This is a genomic window from Burkholderia cepacia ATCC 25416 (genome assembly GCF_001411495.1).
GTDB lineage: Bacteria > Pseudomonadota > Gammaproteobacteria > Burkholderiales > Burkholderiaceae > Burkholderia > Burkholderia cepacia.
The window spans coordinates 1,052,648-1,067,269 of record NZ_CP012983.1; the positions used below are offsets into that span (position 1 = coordinate 1,052,648).

Here is a 14,622-nt window from a genome sequence, read left to right on the forward strand (position 1 = left end):
TCGCGCGCCCGGCTCGTGGCGGGCGCGCGGATCATCCTAGCGCATCTGGCTCATGATGATGCGGTCGAACACGCGGTCGCCCAACCAGGCGCGGATCAGGATCATCGGTTTCGCGTACTTGCCGGCGACGTATCGCGTGCGCGGTTTCCTCGCGCGCACTGCCTGCGATACGACGTTGGCGATGACATCCGGGTCGGTGCCGCGTCCGTTGCCGTAGGCTTGCTGCGTCGCCTTCGCGACAGCCTGGATCAGCTTCGCATAGGCGCCGCTGCCGGAGCGGGTCAGCAGGCTGCGCGAAACCACGTCGCCGAACCCCGTCTCGATCAGGCCGGGCTCCACGATCACGACGCGGATGCCGAACGGCGCGAGTTCGAGCCGCAGGCAATCCGACCAGCCTTCGAGGGCGTGCTTCGTCGCGTGATACCACGCACCGAGCAGCGTATAGATCTTGCCGCCCATCGACGTGATGTTGACGATCGTGCCGCTGCCCTTCTCGCGCATGGCGGGCAGGAGCAACTGCGTGAGGCGGGCCGTGCCGAACACGTTGACCTCGAACTGGTATCGCGCCTCCTCGATGCCGATGTCCTCCACCGGCCCGTACAGCCCAAACCCGGCGTTGTTGACGAGCACATCCACGCCCCCGGTTTCCTTGAGAATCGTCTCGACGGCCGCCACGATCTCCGCGTCGCGGGAAATGTCCATGCGCAGCAGCCTCGCGCCGAGGCGTTCGAGGTCGATCATCTTGTCCAGGTTCCGTGCAGCCACGTAGACCTGGAAGCCGTCCTGGATCAGTTGCCGGGCGATTTCCTTGCCCATGCCCGAGGAGGCGCCCGTCACGAGGGCCGTCTTCTTGCTTCTATCAAACATCGTGGTCTCTCACCGAGTTCTGACTGGCGTGAACGTTACTCGCCGCACGGCGCCGACGCACTAACGAAAGGCGCCACTCTGGTCGCAATTCGCGCCATGGCGAGCGCGGCGGCCGGGAAGCGCTCCGCCGCGCGGCCCCTGTTCCGCGGGGAATGGCGCCGTTCGCAACGGGAGCGGCGCCATCCGTCACTGTCCGATCCAGCCTCGGCCCTTACGATCCGGTTGTCTATCGCAGACGGATCGGCGGCGCTCTCTACGACGCCTCCGCGGGGCGCACGTACACCTGCAAGGCGACCATCAAGGACGGGAAGATGCTTCTACACGGCTACCTCGGCATTTCCGCGCTGGGACAGACCAGGGTGTTTCATCGCGCGAACGGGTAGCGAAATACACGTCGAAAGGCACCAAGAACACCCCGATGCCGTGGGCATTCGTCGGTGGATTTCCTGGAGTGCTCCGATGAAACGGACAAGCTATCCGAATACCCGAGCCCATACCGCCCGAAGGCGTCGCGCGCGGTCTTCGAGGAGATAGGAGGCCGCCAGCGTCAGGAGACCTGAAATTGCGCCCGTCACGATGTGCTCGAGATAGGGGATGCGGTAGTGACTCGTGTGCGAGTAGGCGTCGCCCAACGTCGTCAGGCAGCCAACGATCAGCGCATTGCCGTATCGATGCGCATAGAGTTTCGCCACGGGCGTGAACGTCAAAAGGACAGCCAGGAGTCCGGTAAGCAGACCTGTATGAAATGCGATAGTCCAGTGGGCAACGCTCATGATGTTGCCCCAGCTCCCCGGCATGCAGGTCATGCACGCACTGGTCGGCTGCCAGAAGCGCTGGATAAACAGTCTGACGCGGTGCTTCCACTCGGTTGACATGATGCATTCCCGTCGATGCCGTTGTCATGGCCAACGCCGCCACACGTATCGTTGAAGCAGTTTCCACGCCCTTCAGCGAGCTTGCTGCCCCCGTCACGGACGGGCTGGCCGTAGGCCAGAGAGGCAGAACAATAACCCGGACATGGGGGAATACTACTCCACGATCGGAGGGCCGCTGCTTCGACCGAGGCCGGCATTCGACGCTCGCGTCCGTCGGTGCGATCCTGTCCATGACGGGCATCGGGCGTTGGGCTTTCGCGCGAAGTAGACGTCCGGCGTCAACGGCAAATTCAGCCGATGTATCGACGTTTGACGCCCCGCCTGGCCGGCAAACGTCGCCGTCATATAGAATGATGCGCTTTGCCCGTACGCCCATGTGGTTCAAGAATCTTCAGCTTCATCGTCTTCCGGCCCCCTGGGCCGTTACTCCCGACCAGATGGAAGCCTGGCTGGCGCCCTATGCGTTTCAGCCGTGCAACAGCATCGAGATGCAGCGCTTCGGATGGGCGTCGCCGCGTGACGACGGCGCGCTTGTGTATTCGAACAACCGGCAGATGCTGCTGGTGTTTCGTTCGGAAAAGAAGCTGCTCCCGGCGTCGGTCATCAATCAGGTGACCAAGGCCCGGGCGCTCGAGGTCGAGGAGCAACAGGGCTTCAAGGTCGGACGAAAGCAGCTGCGCGAACTCAAGGAGCAGATCACCGACGAACTGCTGCCGCGCGCGTTCAGCATTCGCCGCGATACTCGCGTGTGGATCGATACGGTGAACGGCTGGCTCGTCATCGATGCGGCTTCACAGGCGCTCGCCGACGAGATTCGCGGCCTGCTCGTCAAATCGATCGACCAGTTGCCGCTCGCCGGCGTTCAAGTGGCGCATTCGCCGGTTGCCGCGATGACGGACTGGCTGCTGTCCGGCGAGGCGCCGGGCGGATTCACCGTGGACCAGGACGCCGAGTTGCGTTCGAGCGGCGAAGGCGGCGCCACGGTGCGATACGTCGGCCACGCGCTGGAAGCGAACGACATGCGCCGACACATCGAGGCCGGCAAGCAATGCATGCGCCTCGCGATGACCTGGAACGACCGGATCTCCTTCGTGCTGACGCCGTCGCTGACGATCAAGCGCGTGTCGCCGCTCGACGTGATCAAGGAGGCGGCGGATCCCACCGCGCAGAACGACGATGAGCGCTTCGATTCGGACGTCACGCTGATGACGGGTGAATTGGCGCGGATGCTGGCCGATCTCGTCGAAAGCCTGGGGGGTGAACAGCAGCACGACTCGATTCAAAAGGCAGCCGCCTGAACACCGTCGGTTGTCGCGGATCCTGGCTGCTTTGCCGCAATCGCTCCGCCACGCATTCGTCTGCCGATTCGCCTGCCGGCCCCATGCGCGCATCCGGCTGATGGCTCAGGGGATGAGCCGGGCCGAACGGTCCGTCGATCCGGCACACACTTGCACGATCTGCGCCCCGGCAGCGTCGTCGAGCATCGACGACGCCAGCAGCGCGCGCGTGTAAGGGTGTGACGGCGAATTGAGCACCTGCAGCGTGTCGCCTTCTTCGACGATGCGCCCCGCCTGCATCACGATCACGCGGTGCGCCATCGCGCGCATCACGGCCAGATCGTGCGTGATGAACAGGTAGCTGAGCCGATACCGGGCCTGCAGGCTCGTCAGCAACGCCAGCACCTGCTTCTGGATCGATACGTCGAGGGCGCTGGTCGGCTCGTCGAGCACGAGCAGTTCGGGCTCCACCGCCAGCGCCCGCGCGATTGCGATCCGCTGCCGCTGCCCGCCGGAGAACTCGTGCGGATAACGCAGCATCGTGTCGGCCGGCAGCCCGACTTCCTCCAGCAACGCCGCGACGCGCGCGCGGCGCGCGGCCCCCGCCAGTTCCGGCCGATGCAGCGCGAGCCCTTCGCCGACGATCTGCTCGATCGTCATGCGCGGCGCCAGCGAACCGAACGGATCCTGAAACACCACCTGCAGCCGCCCGTATAGCGCGCGGCGCTCCGCTTTCGCGCGCAGCGCCGCAAGCGGCAGCCCGTCGATCTCGATCTCGCCCGACGCAGGCCGCTGCAGGCCGAGCACCGCCGACGCGAGCGTCGATTTCCCCGAGCCCGACTCGCCGACGATCCCGACCGTCTCGCCACGACGCAAGCTCAGTTGCGCGTCGTGCACCGCACGGAATGCGGTCTGCCCGAATACCGCGCGCCAGCCTTTCGCGGTGGTCCGGTAGTCGACCGCGAGCGCGCGCACGTCAAGGATCGTTCGCGCGTCGGCCGCGACCGGCTCGATCGCGCGGCGCGGCGCACTGTCGAGCAGCCGGCGCGTATAGGGATGCCGCGGCGCGTCGAACAGCGCCCCGGTTTCGTTTGCCTCGACGAGCACGCCGTGCTCCATCACCGCCACGCGCTGCGCGAAGCGCCGCACGAGGTTCAGGTCGTGCGTGATCAACAGCACGGCCATCCCGCGCGCGGCGGCCTCCTGCTCCTGCAGGTCGAGCAACAGGTCGACGATCTGCTGGCGCACGGTCACGTCGAGCGCGGTGGTCGGCTCGTCCGCGAGCAGCAGCCGCGGCCGGCACGCGAGTGCCATCGCGATCATCGCGCGCTGCCGCTGGCCGCCCGACAACTGGTGCGGAAAGCTGTCGATGCGGCGCTCCGGCTCCGGAATCCCGGTGCGCCGCAGCAGCTCAATACCGCGCGTCCGCGCCGCGCCCGGCCTCAGCCCCTCGTGCAGCCGCAGGCTCTCGGCGATCTGCTTGCCGATCGTATACAGCGGATTGAGCGCCGTCATCGGCTCCTGGAACACCATCGCGATGTCCGCGCCGCGGATGCCGCGCATCTGCCGCTCGCTCTTCGTCAGCAGATCCTCACCGTCGAACAGCACGCGCCCCGACAAGCTTGCCTGCCGCACCAACCGCATGATCGACAGCGCGGTCACGCTCTTGCCCGAGCCCGACTCACCGACGAGCGCGACCCGCTCACCGCGTTCGACCGACAGGCTCAGCTCGCGCACGACCGTCCGGTCGCCGAATCGGGCGGAGAAGCCATCCATTTCCAGCAACGGGTTCGTCATCACCGGCCTCCGCCAAATGCCGAGCCACGCGTGCGTGCATCGAGCGCGTTGCGCAGTGCGTCGCCGATGAAGGTCAGCAGCAGCAGCGTGACGACCAGCGCCGCGAAAGCCGATACAGAAATCCACCACGCGTCGAGATTGTTCTTGCCTTGCTTGAGCAGCTCGCCGAGGCTCGGTGTCGGCGGCGGCACGCCGAGCCCCAGGAAGTCGAGGCTCGTCAGCGACAGGATCGCCGCGCTCATCCGGAACGGCAGGAACGTGATCACCGGCGTCAGGCTGTTCGGCAGCACGTGCCTCCAGATGATCTGTGCGTTCGACAGCCCCATCGTGCGTGCCGCTTTCACGTAGTCGAGCGCTCGGTTGCGCAGGAATTCGGCCCGGACGTAGTCGGACAGCACGAGCCAGCCGAACATCGACAGCAGCACGAACAGCAGCCACAGCGACGGCGTGAAGATCGACGCGAAGATGATCAGCAGGTACAGGTCGGGCAGCGCGCTCCAGATCTCGATCAGACGCTGGCCGATCAGGTCGGTGCGCCCGCCGTAGAAACCCTGCACCGCCCCCGCGAGCACGCCGATCAGCATGCCCGACGCGGTCAACGCGAACGCCATCAGCACCGACAGCCGGAACCCGTACAGCAGCCGCGCGAGCACGTCGCGCCCGAACTGGTCGGTGCCGAGCCAGTTGCTTGAGGACGGTGGCGCCGGATACGGCCGCGAAGCGAAATAGTCGATTGTGTCGTAGCGGTATCGGTTCGGCGGGAAGATCGCGAAGTTGCCGCGCGCGTCGAGGTTCGCGCGAATGGCAGGGTCGAGATAGTTCGTCTTCGCGGGAAAATCGCCGCCAAAGCGCGTTTCCGGATAGTCCTTCACGATCGGGAACGCGTAGTGCCCGTCATACCGCAGCACGAGCGGACGGTCGTTCGACAGCACGTCGGCGAACAGGCTGATCGCGAACAGCGCGACGAAGATCACGAAACTCCAGTAGCCGAGCGGCTGCGCGCGAAAACGCAACCACGTGCGCCGCCACGGCGACGGCGATTGGCCGGCGCGGTCGCGCTCAGCGGTCCAGGCTGTTGAACTGGATACGGGGGTCGACGAGGACATAGCAGATATCCGCGATGAGTTTGGTCAGAAGACCGATGAGCGTGAACAGGAACAGCGAGCCGAGCACGACCGGATAGTCGCGGCGGATCACCGAGTCGTATGACAGTTGCCCCATGCCGTCGAGCGAGAACAGTGTCTCGATCAGCAGGTTGCCGTTCAGGAAGGCGCCGACGAACGCGGCAGGCAGCCCGGTCAGCAGCGGGATCGCCGCGTTGCGCAGCACGTGCTTCCACAGCACGTCGCGCTCGGGCACGCCTTTCGCGCGGGCGGTCAGCACGTACTGCCGGCCGATTTCATCGAGGAACGTGTTCTTGGTCAGGATCGTGACGATCGCGAAGTTGCCGACGACCGACGCCGTCACCGGCATCACGATGTGCCACAGATAGTCGAGCGCCTTTCCGATCAGCGTCAGGTCGTCGAAGTTGTCGGACGTGAGCCCGCGCATCGGGAACACCTGCCAGAACGTGCCGCCGCCGAACAGCATCAGCAGCAGCACGCCGAGCACGAAGCCCGGCACCGCGTAGCCGGCCAGCACCAGCACGCTCGTCACGGTGTCGAACCGCGACCCGTTGCGCACCGCCTTCGCGATGCCGAGCGGCACCGACACCAGGTACGTGAGGATCACCGTCCACATCCCGAGCGTGATCGACACCGGCAGCTTCGAGCGGATCACGTCCCACACGCGCGCATGGACGAAGTACGAGTCGCCGAGGTCGAATCGCGCGTATGCCTTCAGCATCATCCAGTAGCGCTCGAGCGGCGGCTTGTCGAAGCCGAACTGCCTGCGGATCTGCTCGACCTGCTGCGGATCGACGCCCTGGCTGCCGTGGTAGCCCCCGCCTCCGCCGCCCGCCTCGCCGCCGTGCGCGCTGCCGTGGCGCAACTGCGTGAGGACCTGCTCGACCGGGCCGCCCGGCACGAACTGCGTGACCGCGAACGTGATCGTCACGACGCCGATCAGCGTCGGGACCATCAGCAGCAGCCGCCGGAATATGTAGCCAATCATCGTGGTGCTCTCCGTTCCGTCATGTACCGGAAACCCGCGCGGCGCCCGCCGGTTTCTTCCGGTACCAGTAGCTGATGATCCAGTCCTCGTACTGGTAGGAATCCGGAACGATGGCCGGATGTCCGTAGCTCGCCTTGTACGCGATCCGTGCGTTCGGCAGGTAGTAATGCGGCACGAGGATGTACAGGTTGATCAGCACGCGGTCGAGCGCGTGCGTGGCCGTCTCGAGATCGTCGAGCGTGTCGGCCGCGAGCGCCGCGCGGATCAGTGCGTCGACCGCCTTCGACTTCACGCCCGGATAGTTCTCGGAGCCGACCTGGGACGCCGCCGCGCTGCCGAAACGGCGTGCGAGCTCCGCCCCCGGGATCGTGACGGGCGAATAGATGAAGGTCGTCATGTCGTACTGGAAGTTGTCCAGGCGCCGCTGGTAAAGCGCGCTGTCGAGCTCGTGCAGCGACGCGCGGATGCCGAGCGTGCCGAGCGCCTGGATGTACGGCAGGATCAACCGGTCCATGCCCGGCTGGTCGTCGATGATCTCGATCGTCATCGGCGTGCCGTTCGCGTCGCGCAGCGCACCGTCCCGGAAATGCCAGCCGGCCTGCGCGAGCAGGTCGCGCGCCTGCTTCAGGTTCGCGCGCAACGAGCCAGGCGGCAGCGTCGACGGCGGCCGGATCATCGGGCCGAACACCTCGGCCGGCAGTTCGGCGCGATACGGCGCGAGCAGCGCCAGCTCGCGCTCGCTCGGCATGCCCTTCGCGCCGAACGGGCTCGCCGCCCAGAAGCTGTCCGTGCGGCGGTACTGCCCGTAGAACATCATCCGGTTCATCCAGTCGTAGTCGAATGCGAGCGTCAATGCATGACGCACGCGTACGTCGGCGAACTGCGGTTTACGCAGGTTGATCAGAAAGCCCTGCATCTGTGCGGGGCCGTCCGGGAATTCCCCCTGCTTCAGCATCCCGTTGCGTAAATTGCGGCCGACGTAACGGCGTGCCCATTGCGTCGCGCTGTATTCCATGCGCGCATCGATGTCGCCGGCCTTGAATGCCTCCAGCATCGTGTACTGGTCGAGATACAGCTTGAACGACACGCGCGCGAAGCGGTACATGCCGCGTCGCGACGGCAGGTTCGCGGCCCAGTAACGCGGGTTGCGCACATAGACGATCTGCTTGTCGTTCTTGCGCTGTTCGATCAGGTAAGGGCCGCTCGCGATCGGCGGCACCGTTGCGATCTGGTCGAACGGCGGCCGCGTGCCGTCGGCCCGCATGCCCCACTTCGGCGAGAACACCGGCAGGTCGCCCGCGATCAGCGCGGCGTCGCGCTCCGCATGCTTGAACTCGAAGCGCACCGTGTGGCCGTCGACGACCACTGCGCGCCGGATCACCGAAAACTGCGCGTTGAAGAGCGGCGACGCCTGCGGGCCCGACAGCGTGTCGAACGAGTATTTGACGTCGTCCGCCGTGATCGGGTCACCGTTGGAGAAACGTGCGGCCGGATCGATGTGGAACGTGGCCGAGAGTCCGTCGGGCGCGACCTGAACGTCGTCGGCGATCAATGCATACTCGGATGCGAGCTCATCCCAGCTGCGCTGCATCAGCGTGTCGAACATCAGGTTCTTGATGTCCGGTGCGGGCGAGCCGCGCACGAGGAACGGGTTCAGCGAATCGTAGCTCTGCGCTTCGTTGTAGTTCTGAAAGGCCAGCGTGCCGTCGTCCGGCGCGTCGGGGTCCGCATACGCGAAATGCGTGAATCCCGCCGGATACTTCGGCGCGCCGAACTGCGCGATCGCCGGCGCAGCCACCGCGCTCGCGATCGCGACGCCGTACGCGAGCGCGGCTGCGCACACGGCGATCGCGCCCCGGGCCGCGATCGCCTGCGCGCGCCGCGCATGCAACATCGATACTGTCATCATCGGTCTTCGTGTGATCGCACCGGCGCGCGGCCGGTGCCATGTCGATTCGAAATGCGGGAACGCATGCCGCCGGCGACCGCAACGGCCGACCGCATGCGCGGGCACGCGCCGTCAGAACCGGTAGGTCGCACCGGCCTGCGCAAAGCGGCCGACGTACGTGTACAGCGACGTGTCGTAGCCGGTCTGGTAGGCCGCGTTCATGTACACGGGATCGAACGGCGGCTTGCGGTTGAAGATGTTGTTGATGCCCGCATACAGCGTCCAGTGCTTGAACCCGGTATAGCTGACGGTCATGTTGAACTGGCTGTACGACGCGACGCTGTCCTGCATGTTCGGGTAGTTCCCGGCCGGCAGGATCGCCTGGCTGTACGGGCCCACGTAGATCCACGTCAGCGTCGTGTTCCACTTCCGGTAGTTCCAGTTCAGGTCCGTATTGCCCTTCCAGCGCGGGAAGCTGCCGCCGAACGGCTGGTTCACCGAACCGTTGTTGCCCGCGAAGTCGGTATCGACGCCGCCCACCGGCATCTTGAAGTGCCACACGTACGCCCAGTCGCCCGACAGCGTGAACGTGCCGATCGCCGTCTTCACCGACTGGCGGAACGTCGTCTCGAAGCCGTCCGTGTCGAGATGCGACAGGTTCTTGTACGGCATCACCACGTACGCGATCGAACCGTTCGGGTTGCGTATCACGCGAGACGGATCGTTCGCGTCGACCACGCTCTGCACGTCGTCGGTACCGATCACGTTGTCGACGTGGATCTTGTACCAGTCGAAGCCGATGTCGGTCGTACGCGTCGGCGACAGCTGGAAGCCGATGTTGTAGTTCTTCGTGCGCTCGGGCTGCAGGTTCTGGTTGCCCGCCTGGATTTCTTCCGTCAGGTTGTACGAGCCGGGCGCGTTCCGATCGTGCGCGTCGATCACGCCTTGCGTGGAGAAGGTACGCGACGCCGTATTCTCGATCAGCGTCGGTGCACGGAAGCCGCGCGTGTACGACGCGTAGGTCGTGAACTCGCGCACCGGCTGGAAACGCAGCGCGAAGCGCGGCGAAAACGCCCCGCCGAAATCGCTGTAGTGATCGTAGCGGCCCGACTGGCTGAAGGTGAGGTTTTTCAGGATCGGTACGTCGAGCTGGTAGTAGACCGCCGCGACATTGCGCTGGCCGTTGACCGATTGCATCGCCGGCCGGATGAGCGTGCCGTCCGCCCAGCCCGAGCCCGTGCCGATGTACTGGGTTTCATGCAGGAATTGCGTACCCAGGCCGAGGCCGACGTTGCCGGTGGGCAGCGTGAACAGGTTCGGCGTCGCAATCGTCGCATCGACCGAGTCGAGTTTCGTGATCGCCTGCGTGCTGGTACTGCCATAGGCGCCATCGAGGCCATGCGGCGTCGCGGCCGGATTCGCGAAGTCGAACCCGCCGTTCTGAACGATGTTCTCCAGCGCGGACGCCCGCATCCGGTTCGAGAAGTCGTTCGACACCTCGCTCTGCGAGTGCGAGTACGCCACCGACCAATCCCAGTCGCCCACCTTGGGTGTGGAGAAGGTCCCCTTGACGCCCGTCGCCGCCCGCCAGAAATTCGCGCTCGTGCGAACAGACTGCGTGTCTCCGAACGTGTAGCGAAGCTGCGTCGGCGTGCCGAACGGATTGTACGGATTGCTGCCCGGCACGACGTTCGGCACCAGCTTGACGCCCCCCGTCGCGGGATCGTACGTCTGCGTATTCGAACGCAGGCGCTCGACGCCGGTGTTCGTGACCGTCGTATTGTTGCTTTCCCACAGGTCGGCGAATGCCTGCATCGCGTCGTTGATCTTGAAGTCGGCATGCACCTTCGCGCTCAAGCGTTCGGTCCACGGCGAGATCGACGATGCGTATGCGGTGTTGTTGCCGCACACGCTGCCGCTTTCGCCGAATGCCTGCGCGGTCGAGCCGGCCGGAATCGCCTTGCCGCCGCGCGGGCATGGCGACAGCGGCACGTCGGTGCCATTGCGCCGCCAGTACGACAGCGATTCGTTGTTCAGGCCGCCGGGGAAATTCGAGAAATTCTGGTTCTGCGACATGTCGCGATCGGACGCCAGAATCCCGTTGGACTTGTAGTAGCTGAGCGCCGCGGTCACGTTGAAGCGATCCGAATTCAGGTCGCCGATGCCGCCCAGGATGCTGAACTGGGTCGTGCCCGCGCCGCCGCCGCCCTGCGTCGCGCCGCCGTAGCTGCCGCCAAGCTCGAGCCCCTGGAAGTTCTTCTTGGTGATGATGTTCACGACGCCCGCGATGGCATCCGAGCCGTACTGCGACACAGCGCCGGTCTTGACGATCTCGATGCGGTCGATGATGTTGATCGGCAGCGTGTTCAGGTCGAAGAACTGGTCGGTGCCGTTCACGGCGAACGCGTAGGGTGCCACGCGCTGCCCGTCCACCAGCACCAGCGTGTACTTTTCGCTGAGGCCGCGCAATGCGATGCCCGCACCGCCCGGCGCGAAACTGCCCTGCGCACCCGATCCTTCGCCCCAGCTGCTTGACGAGTTCGCCGACACGCCGCGCAGGAAATCCGATACCGTCGTGTAGCCGCTGTTCTCGATGTCCTTGGCCGTGACGGTCTGCACCTGGTTGAAGCCGACCTTGTCCGCACTGCGGATCAGCGAGCCCGTCACCTCGAAGCGCTTGATCTGCGCGACCTTGCCCTGCGCCGCCGCGCCACCGGCCGGCACGCCGGCTCCCGGGCCCGGCTCACCGGTCGGCACAGGCGCATCCTGCGCGACCGCCGTCGCAATCTCTGCCCCCCCCGGGCGACGGCTGACTCTGCGCGAATGCCGGCGCCGCCAGCGTGGCCGTCAGCGCCATTTCCGCCCAGATCATCCTCTTGATAGCCAACGCCAAAACTTTCTGCTTCATCTTGGTCCACTCGTTCATCAATAAGAACCCACCGGTTTTGCCCGGGATCTTGTGAATCCCCGCCCGTTTCCGGGCCCTGCGCACCGGCCCCGTGATTTCCGACCTGCCACCTGCACTGCCTCGAGCCCGCCGGCAACGCGACCTGCGCCCCGTGTTGCCGGCTCCTTCGTTCGGCGCGGCCATCCCGACCGCACGCCTCACACGTTCCATCCAAAAACATTCAGTAATACTTATGTAAGCACCCGGTGAAACGGATGCGTTTTCGTGTTCTCTCAGGCTCCGGCCGGCGCCCCGACCCAGACGATCACCGCTTCCTCGTTTGTGGCGTTGCTCCAGACCTGGGTCGGAGTCGACTCGTAGTGCGCGGCATCGCCCGCTTTCAGCACGACGGTACGGTCGTCCAGCGTCAGCTCGAGCTCGCCGTTCATCACGTAGACGAATGCCTCGCCGGCGTAAGGTGCTGCTTCAGGCGTGGCCCGGCCGCGTGGAATCCGGAACAGCCTCGCATCCAGCTTCGTTCCGCTCGCCAGATGCGAAAGCTGTGCGAACGCACTGGCGAGCGACTCGACGCCGCAGTGCTGCAGCGATTCGCACTGGCACGCCGTCGGCGTGTCGGGCGACGCGCCGACGAAATGGTCGATCGTCACGCCCAGCGCCTTCGCGATGCCGACGAGCGTCGCGATCGACGGCATCGCACGTCCGCGTTCGATCTGCGACAGGAACGGTTTGGAAATGCCGGCCGCAGCGGCGGTCACATCCAGCGTGAGCTTGAGCTGCCGGCGCAGCGTGCGAATCTTGTTTCCCATCGAGGTGGCGACAAGCATCGATTCATCGGAAGACGAAACCATAGTGAGACACGAACCCATAGTCGAAACTGTTTGATGAATACGCTCCCCCGGTCGACGCGATCGCAGTGCGCATTCAGCGCGACTGCGTACCGACGGAAACCGTGATCGCGCGGCGGACATTCGATGTTACGGCTTTCCCGGTTTTCACATCGCATCGCTACATTTGCACTACTGATCGATATGGATTCCCGGTGGTCATGTCGCATCGTCAGCTCCGTCAAGGGTTCGTCGGGCCTCGCAAGGTGCCGGTCTCCGGCCCTGCCGCCAGCTTCACGGCATGTACTGCTCGTTGCCGATGAGGCCGATCTTGGTCGCGCCGACACGCTGCGCGCTTGCCAGCACGCCGGCGACGGCCCGGTACGGCGCGAGCTTGTCCGGACGCAGGCGGATCTCCGCCTGCACGGGCTCCGCGGCGACGTGCGCGAGCTTCTGCTCGAGTGCCGCGCGATCCGGCACTCGCGCGCCGTTCCAGGTCGTTGCGCCATCGGCGGCGATGTCGATCTGCACGGCCTCCGGCGGCTTCGACGGTGGCGGCGGATTGCCGACCGGCAGGTCCATCCGGACCGAGTGCATCTGGATCGGGATCGTGATGATCAACATGATCAGCAGCACCAGCATCACGTCGATCAGCGGCGTGGTGTTGATGTCGACCATCACGTCCGGCTCGCCGCCGCCCGAAGATACGTTCATGCCCATCGTCGACTCCTACCCGCCGCGCGCCGGCGGCTCGGTGATGAAAGAAACCTTGGCGATGCCCGACCGTTCGCACGCGGTGATCACGCGCCCGATGAATTCGTAGCGCGTGTTCTCGTCGCCGCGTACGTGCACGTCGGGCTGCGGTGACATCTGCGAGATGCCCTTCAGCTTCGCGAGCAGCGTCGGGCCGTCCACGTGCGTTTCGCCCCAGAAGAATTGCCCGTCGCGATTCACCGCGATTTCGACGCTTTTCGGCGTCGTCTCCAATGGCTGCACCGTTTCCTTCGGCAGCTCCAGCGGAATCGTGTGAGTCACGACCGGGATCGTGATCAGGAAAATGATCAGCAACACCAGCATCACGTCGACGAGCGGCGTCGTGTTGATGTTGGCGATCACGTCGTCGTTGTCGTCCTGCCCGACGTTCATGGCCATCGCGCACTCCCGCCTGAGTCAATGCACGAGCGACGCGGCCGGCGTACCGGCGGCCCGCACCGTGCGCTTGCCGCCCGCGAGCAGTACCGTATGCAGCTGTGCGCCGAAGTTGCGCACCCGCTCCATCAGCGACTTGTTGCGACGGACCAGGAAGTTGTAGCCGAGCACGGCCGGCACCGCGACAGCGAGCCCGATCGCCGTCATGATCAGCGCCTCACCGACCGGGCCCGCGACCTTGTCGATCGACGCCTGCCCGGCGATGCCGATGGCCGTCAGCGCGTGATAGATGCCCCACACCGTGCCGAACAGGCCGACGAACGGCGCGGTCGATCCGACTGTCGCGAGGAACGCGAGACCATCCTGCAGCCGGTTCGACACGTTGGTGATCGCGCGCTCGACCGAGACGTCGATCCACGTGTTGCGATCGACTGCCTCAAGCAACGCCGCGTCGTGATGCTCGCCGGCCTCGATCGCGGTCTCGGCGATGAAACGGAACGGCGACGCCTCGTCGAGCAGGCTCGCGCCGGCCGACAGCGACGGCGCGGACCAGAGCTGCTCGTCCGCGAGCTTCGCACGCCGGTTCGCGCGGAATTGCTCGAGGAACTTCGCGATCATGATGTACCAGCTGCCCATCGACATGATCACGAGCAGAATCAGCACGAATCGTGCGACGAAATCGCCGTTCTTCCACAGCGCGCCGAGCCCGTACGGATTCTCGACGGCCTGCGTCGCCGCCGGTGCAGGCGGCGGCAATGGCTCGTCCGCAGCCGCCTGCGGCGCGGACGCCGTCGCGGCCACGGCCACCGGCGCGCTCGCCTCGGCAAACGCCGGCTGCGGCACAACCAGCGCCTCGAGCGCGACGGAGGATATCAACATGCAGGCCGCGATTGCAGCCAATGAACGCTTTGCCATACCTACTCCA

The 14,622-nt window shown here is 65.5% G+C and carries 12 protein-coding genes and 1 pseudogene; 2 read left to right on the plus strand and 11 right to left on the minus strand.

Annotated features, from left to right (window positions below):
• Positions 1 to 36 precede the first annotated feature (36 nt).
• Entirely contained in the window at positions 37 to 867 is an 831-nt protein-coding gene (locus APZ15_RS36925; RefSeq protein WP_027792457.1) for an oxidoreductase, read from the minus strand.
• A gap of 152 nt (positions 868 to 1,019) precedes the next feature.
• On the opposite strand from APZ15_RS36925, the gene APZ15_RS42465 reads away from it, so the two are divergent.
• Complete coding sequence (locus APZ15_RS42465; protein ID WP_027792456.1) at positions 1,020 to 1,250, plus strand: DUF2147 domain-containing protein; 231 nt, start codon at positions 1,020 to 1,022, stop codon at positions 1,248 to 1,250.
• Positions 1,251 to 1,340: 90 nt separating this feature from the next.
• Here APZ15_RS42465 and APZ15_RS36935 read toward each other — a convergent pair whose 3' ends face one another.
• A complete protein-coding gene (locus APZ15_RS36935; RefSeq protein ID WP_021157904.1) occupies positions 1,341 to 1,742 on the minus strand; it encodes a hypothetical protein in 402 nt (133 codons plus the stop codon).
• Positions 1,743 to 2,116: 374 nt separating this feature from the next.
• Here APZ15_RS36935 and APZ15_RS36940 point away from each other — a divergent pair, with 374 nt between their 5' ends.
• Complete coding sequence (locus APZ15_RS36940; protein ID WP_027792455.1) at positions 2,117 to 3,040, plus strand: recombination-associated protein RdgC; 924 nt, start codon at positions 2,117 to 2,119, stop codon at positions 3,038 to 3,040.
• A gap of 105 nt (positions 3,041 to 3,145) precedes the next feature.
• Here APZ15_RS36940 and APZ15_RS36945 read toward each other — a convergent pair whose 3' ends face one another.
• The 9 genes and pseudogenes from APZ15_RS36945 to APZ15_RS36985 form a co-directional block, all read right to left on the minus strand.
• Positions 3,146 to 4,816 carry an ABC transporter ATP-binding protein gene (locus tag APZ15_RS36945; protein WP_226153373.1) on the minus strand — a complete coding sequence of 557 codons (1,671 nt, stop codon included), beginning with the start codon at positions 4,814 to 4,816 and terminating at the stop codon, positions 3,146 to 3,148.
• Positions 4,816 to 5,922 (minus strand): ABC transporter permease, encoded by a 1,107-nt coding sequence (locus tag APZ15_RS36950; RefSeq protein ID WP_027792454.1) that lies wholly within the window; start codon positions 5,920 to 5,922, stop codon positions 4,816 to 4,818. Before APZ15_RS36950 ends, APZ15_RS36945 begins: the two co-directional genes overlap by 1 nt.
• Positions 5,876 to 6,928 (minus strand): microcin C ABC transporter permease YejB, encoded by a 1,053-nt coding sequence (locus APZ15_RS36955; protein WP_027792453.1) that lies wholly within the window; start codon positions 6,926 to 6,928, stop codon positions 5,876 to 5,878. Before APZ15_RS36955 ends, APZ15_RS36950 begins: the two co-directional genes overlap by 47 nt.
• Positions 6,929 to 6,947: 19 nt before the next feature.
• Positions 6,948 to 8,834, minus strand: coding sequence for an extracellular solute-binding protein (locus APZ15_RS36960; protein WP_051363327.1), 1,887 nt, complete (start codon positions 8,832 to 8,834; stop codon positions 6,948 to 6,950).
• Between the two features lie 114 nt (positions 8,835 to 8,948).
• Positions 8,949 to 11,724: pseudogene (locus APZ15_RS36965) on the minus strand (TonB-dependent receptor).
• A gap of 272 nt (positions 11,725 to 11,996) precedes the next feature.
• Positions 11,997 to 12,572, minus strand: a complete 576-nt coding sequence (locus tag APZ15_RS36970) for a helix-turn-helix domain-containing protein (RefSeq protein ID WP_027792451.1) — start codon at positions 12,570 to 12,572, stop codon at positions 11,997 to 11,999.
• Positions 12,573 to 12,842: 270 nt separating this feature from the next.
• The gene (locus APZ15_RS36975; RefSeq protein WP_027792450.1) at positions 12,843 to 13,268 is read right to left on the minus strand and encodes an ExbD/TolR family protein; all 426 of its coding nucleotides are present in this window, start codon (positions 13,266 to 13,268) and stop codon (positions 12,843 to 12,845) included.
• A 9-nt stretch (positions 13,269 to 13,277) separates the two neighbouring features.
• Positions 13,278 to 13,700: an ExbD/TolR family protein gene (locus APZ15_RS36980; RefSeq protein WP_027792449.1), complete on the minus strand. Its 423-nt coding sequence runs from the start codon at positions 13,698 to 13,700 to the stop codon at positions 13,278 to 13,280.
• A gap of 18 nt (positions 13,701 to 13,718) precedes the next feature.
• Positions 13,719 to 14,612: a MotA/TolQ/ExbB proton channel family protein gene (locus APZ15_RS36985; RefSeq protein ID WP_027792448.1), complete on the minus strand. Its 894-nt coding sequence runs from the start codon at positions 14,610 to 14,612 to the stop codon at positions 13,719 to 13,721.
• Positions 14,613 to 14,622 lie beyond the last annotated feature (10 nt).

Coding starts and splice junctions, on each gene's coding strand:
- APZ15_RS36925 (WP_027792457.1), bottom strand. CDS start 867: ATGTTTGATAGAAGCAAGAAGACGGCCCTCGTGACGGGCGCCTCCTCG.
- APZ15_RS36945 (WP_226153373.1), bottom strand. CDS start 4,816: ATGACGAACCCGTTGCTGGAAATGGATGGCTTCTCCGCCCGATTCGGC.
- APZ15_RS42465 (WP_027792456.1), top strand. CDS start 1,020: ATGGCGCCGTTCGCAACGGGAGCGGCGCCATCCGTCACTGTCCGATCC.
- APZ15_RS36950 (WP_027792454.1), bottom strand. CDS start 5,922: ATGTCCTCGTCGACCCCCGTATCCAGTTCAACAGCCTGGACCGCTGAG.
- APZ15_RS36960 (WP_051363327.1), bottom strand. CDS start 8,834: ATGACAGTATCGATGTTGCATGCGCGGCGCGCGCAGGCGATCGCGGCC.
- APZ15_RS36955 (WP_027792453.1), bottom strand. CDS start 6,928: ATGATTGGCTACATATTCCGGCGGCTGCTGCTGATGGTCCCGACGCTG.
- APZ15_RS36970 (WP_027792451.1), bottom strand. CDS start 12,572: ATGGTTTCGTCTTCCGATGAATCGATGCTTGTCGCCACCTCGATGGGA.
- APZ15_RS36980 (WP_027792449.1), bottom strand. CDS start 13,700: ATGGCCATGAACGTCGGGCAGGACGACAACGACGACGTGATCGCCAAC.
- APZ15_RS36940 (WP_027792455.1), top strand. CDS start 2,117: ATGTGGTTCAAGAATCTTCAGCTTCATCGTCTTCCGGCCCCCTGGGCC.
- APZ15_RS36985 (WP_027792448.1), bottom strand. CDS start 14,612: ATGGCAAAGCGTTCATTGGCTGCAATCGCGGCCTGCATGTTGATATCC.
- APZ15_RS36935 (WP_021157904.1), bottom strand. CDS start 1,742: ATGTCAACCGAGTGGAAGCACCGCGTCAGACTGTTTATCCAGCGCTTC.
- APZ15_RS36975 (WP_027792450.1), bottom strand. CDS start 13,268: ATGGGCATGAACGTATCTTCGGGCGGCGGCGAGCCGGACGTGATGGTC.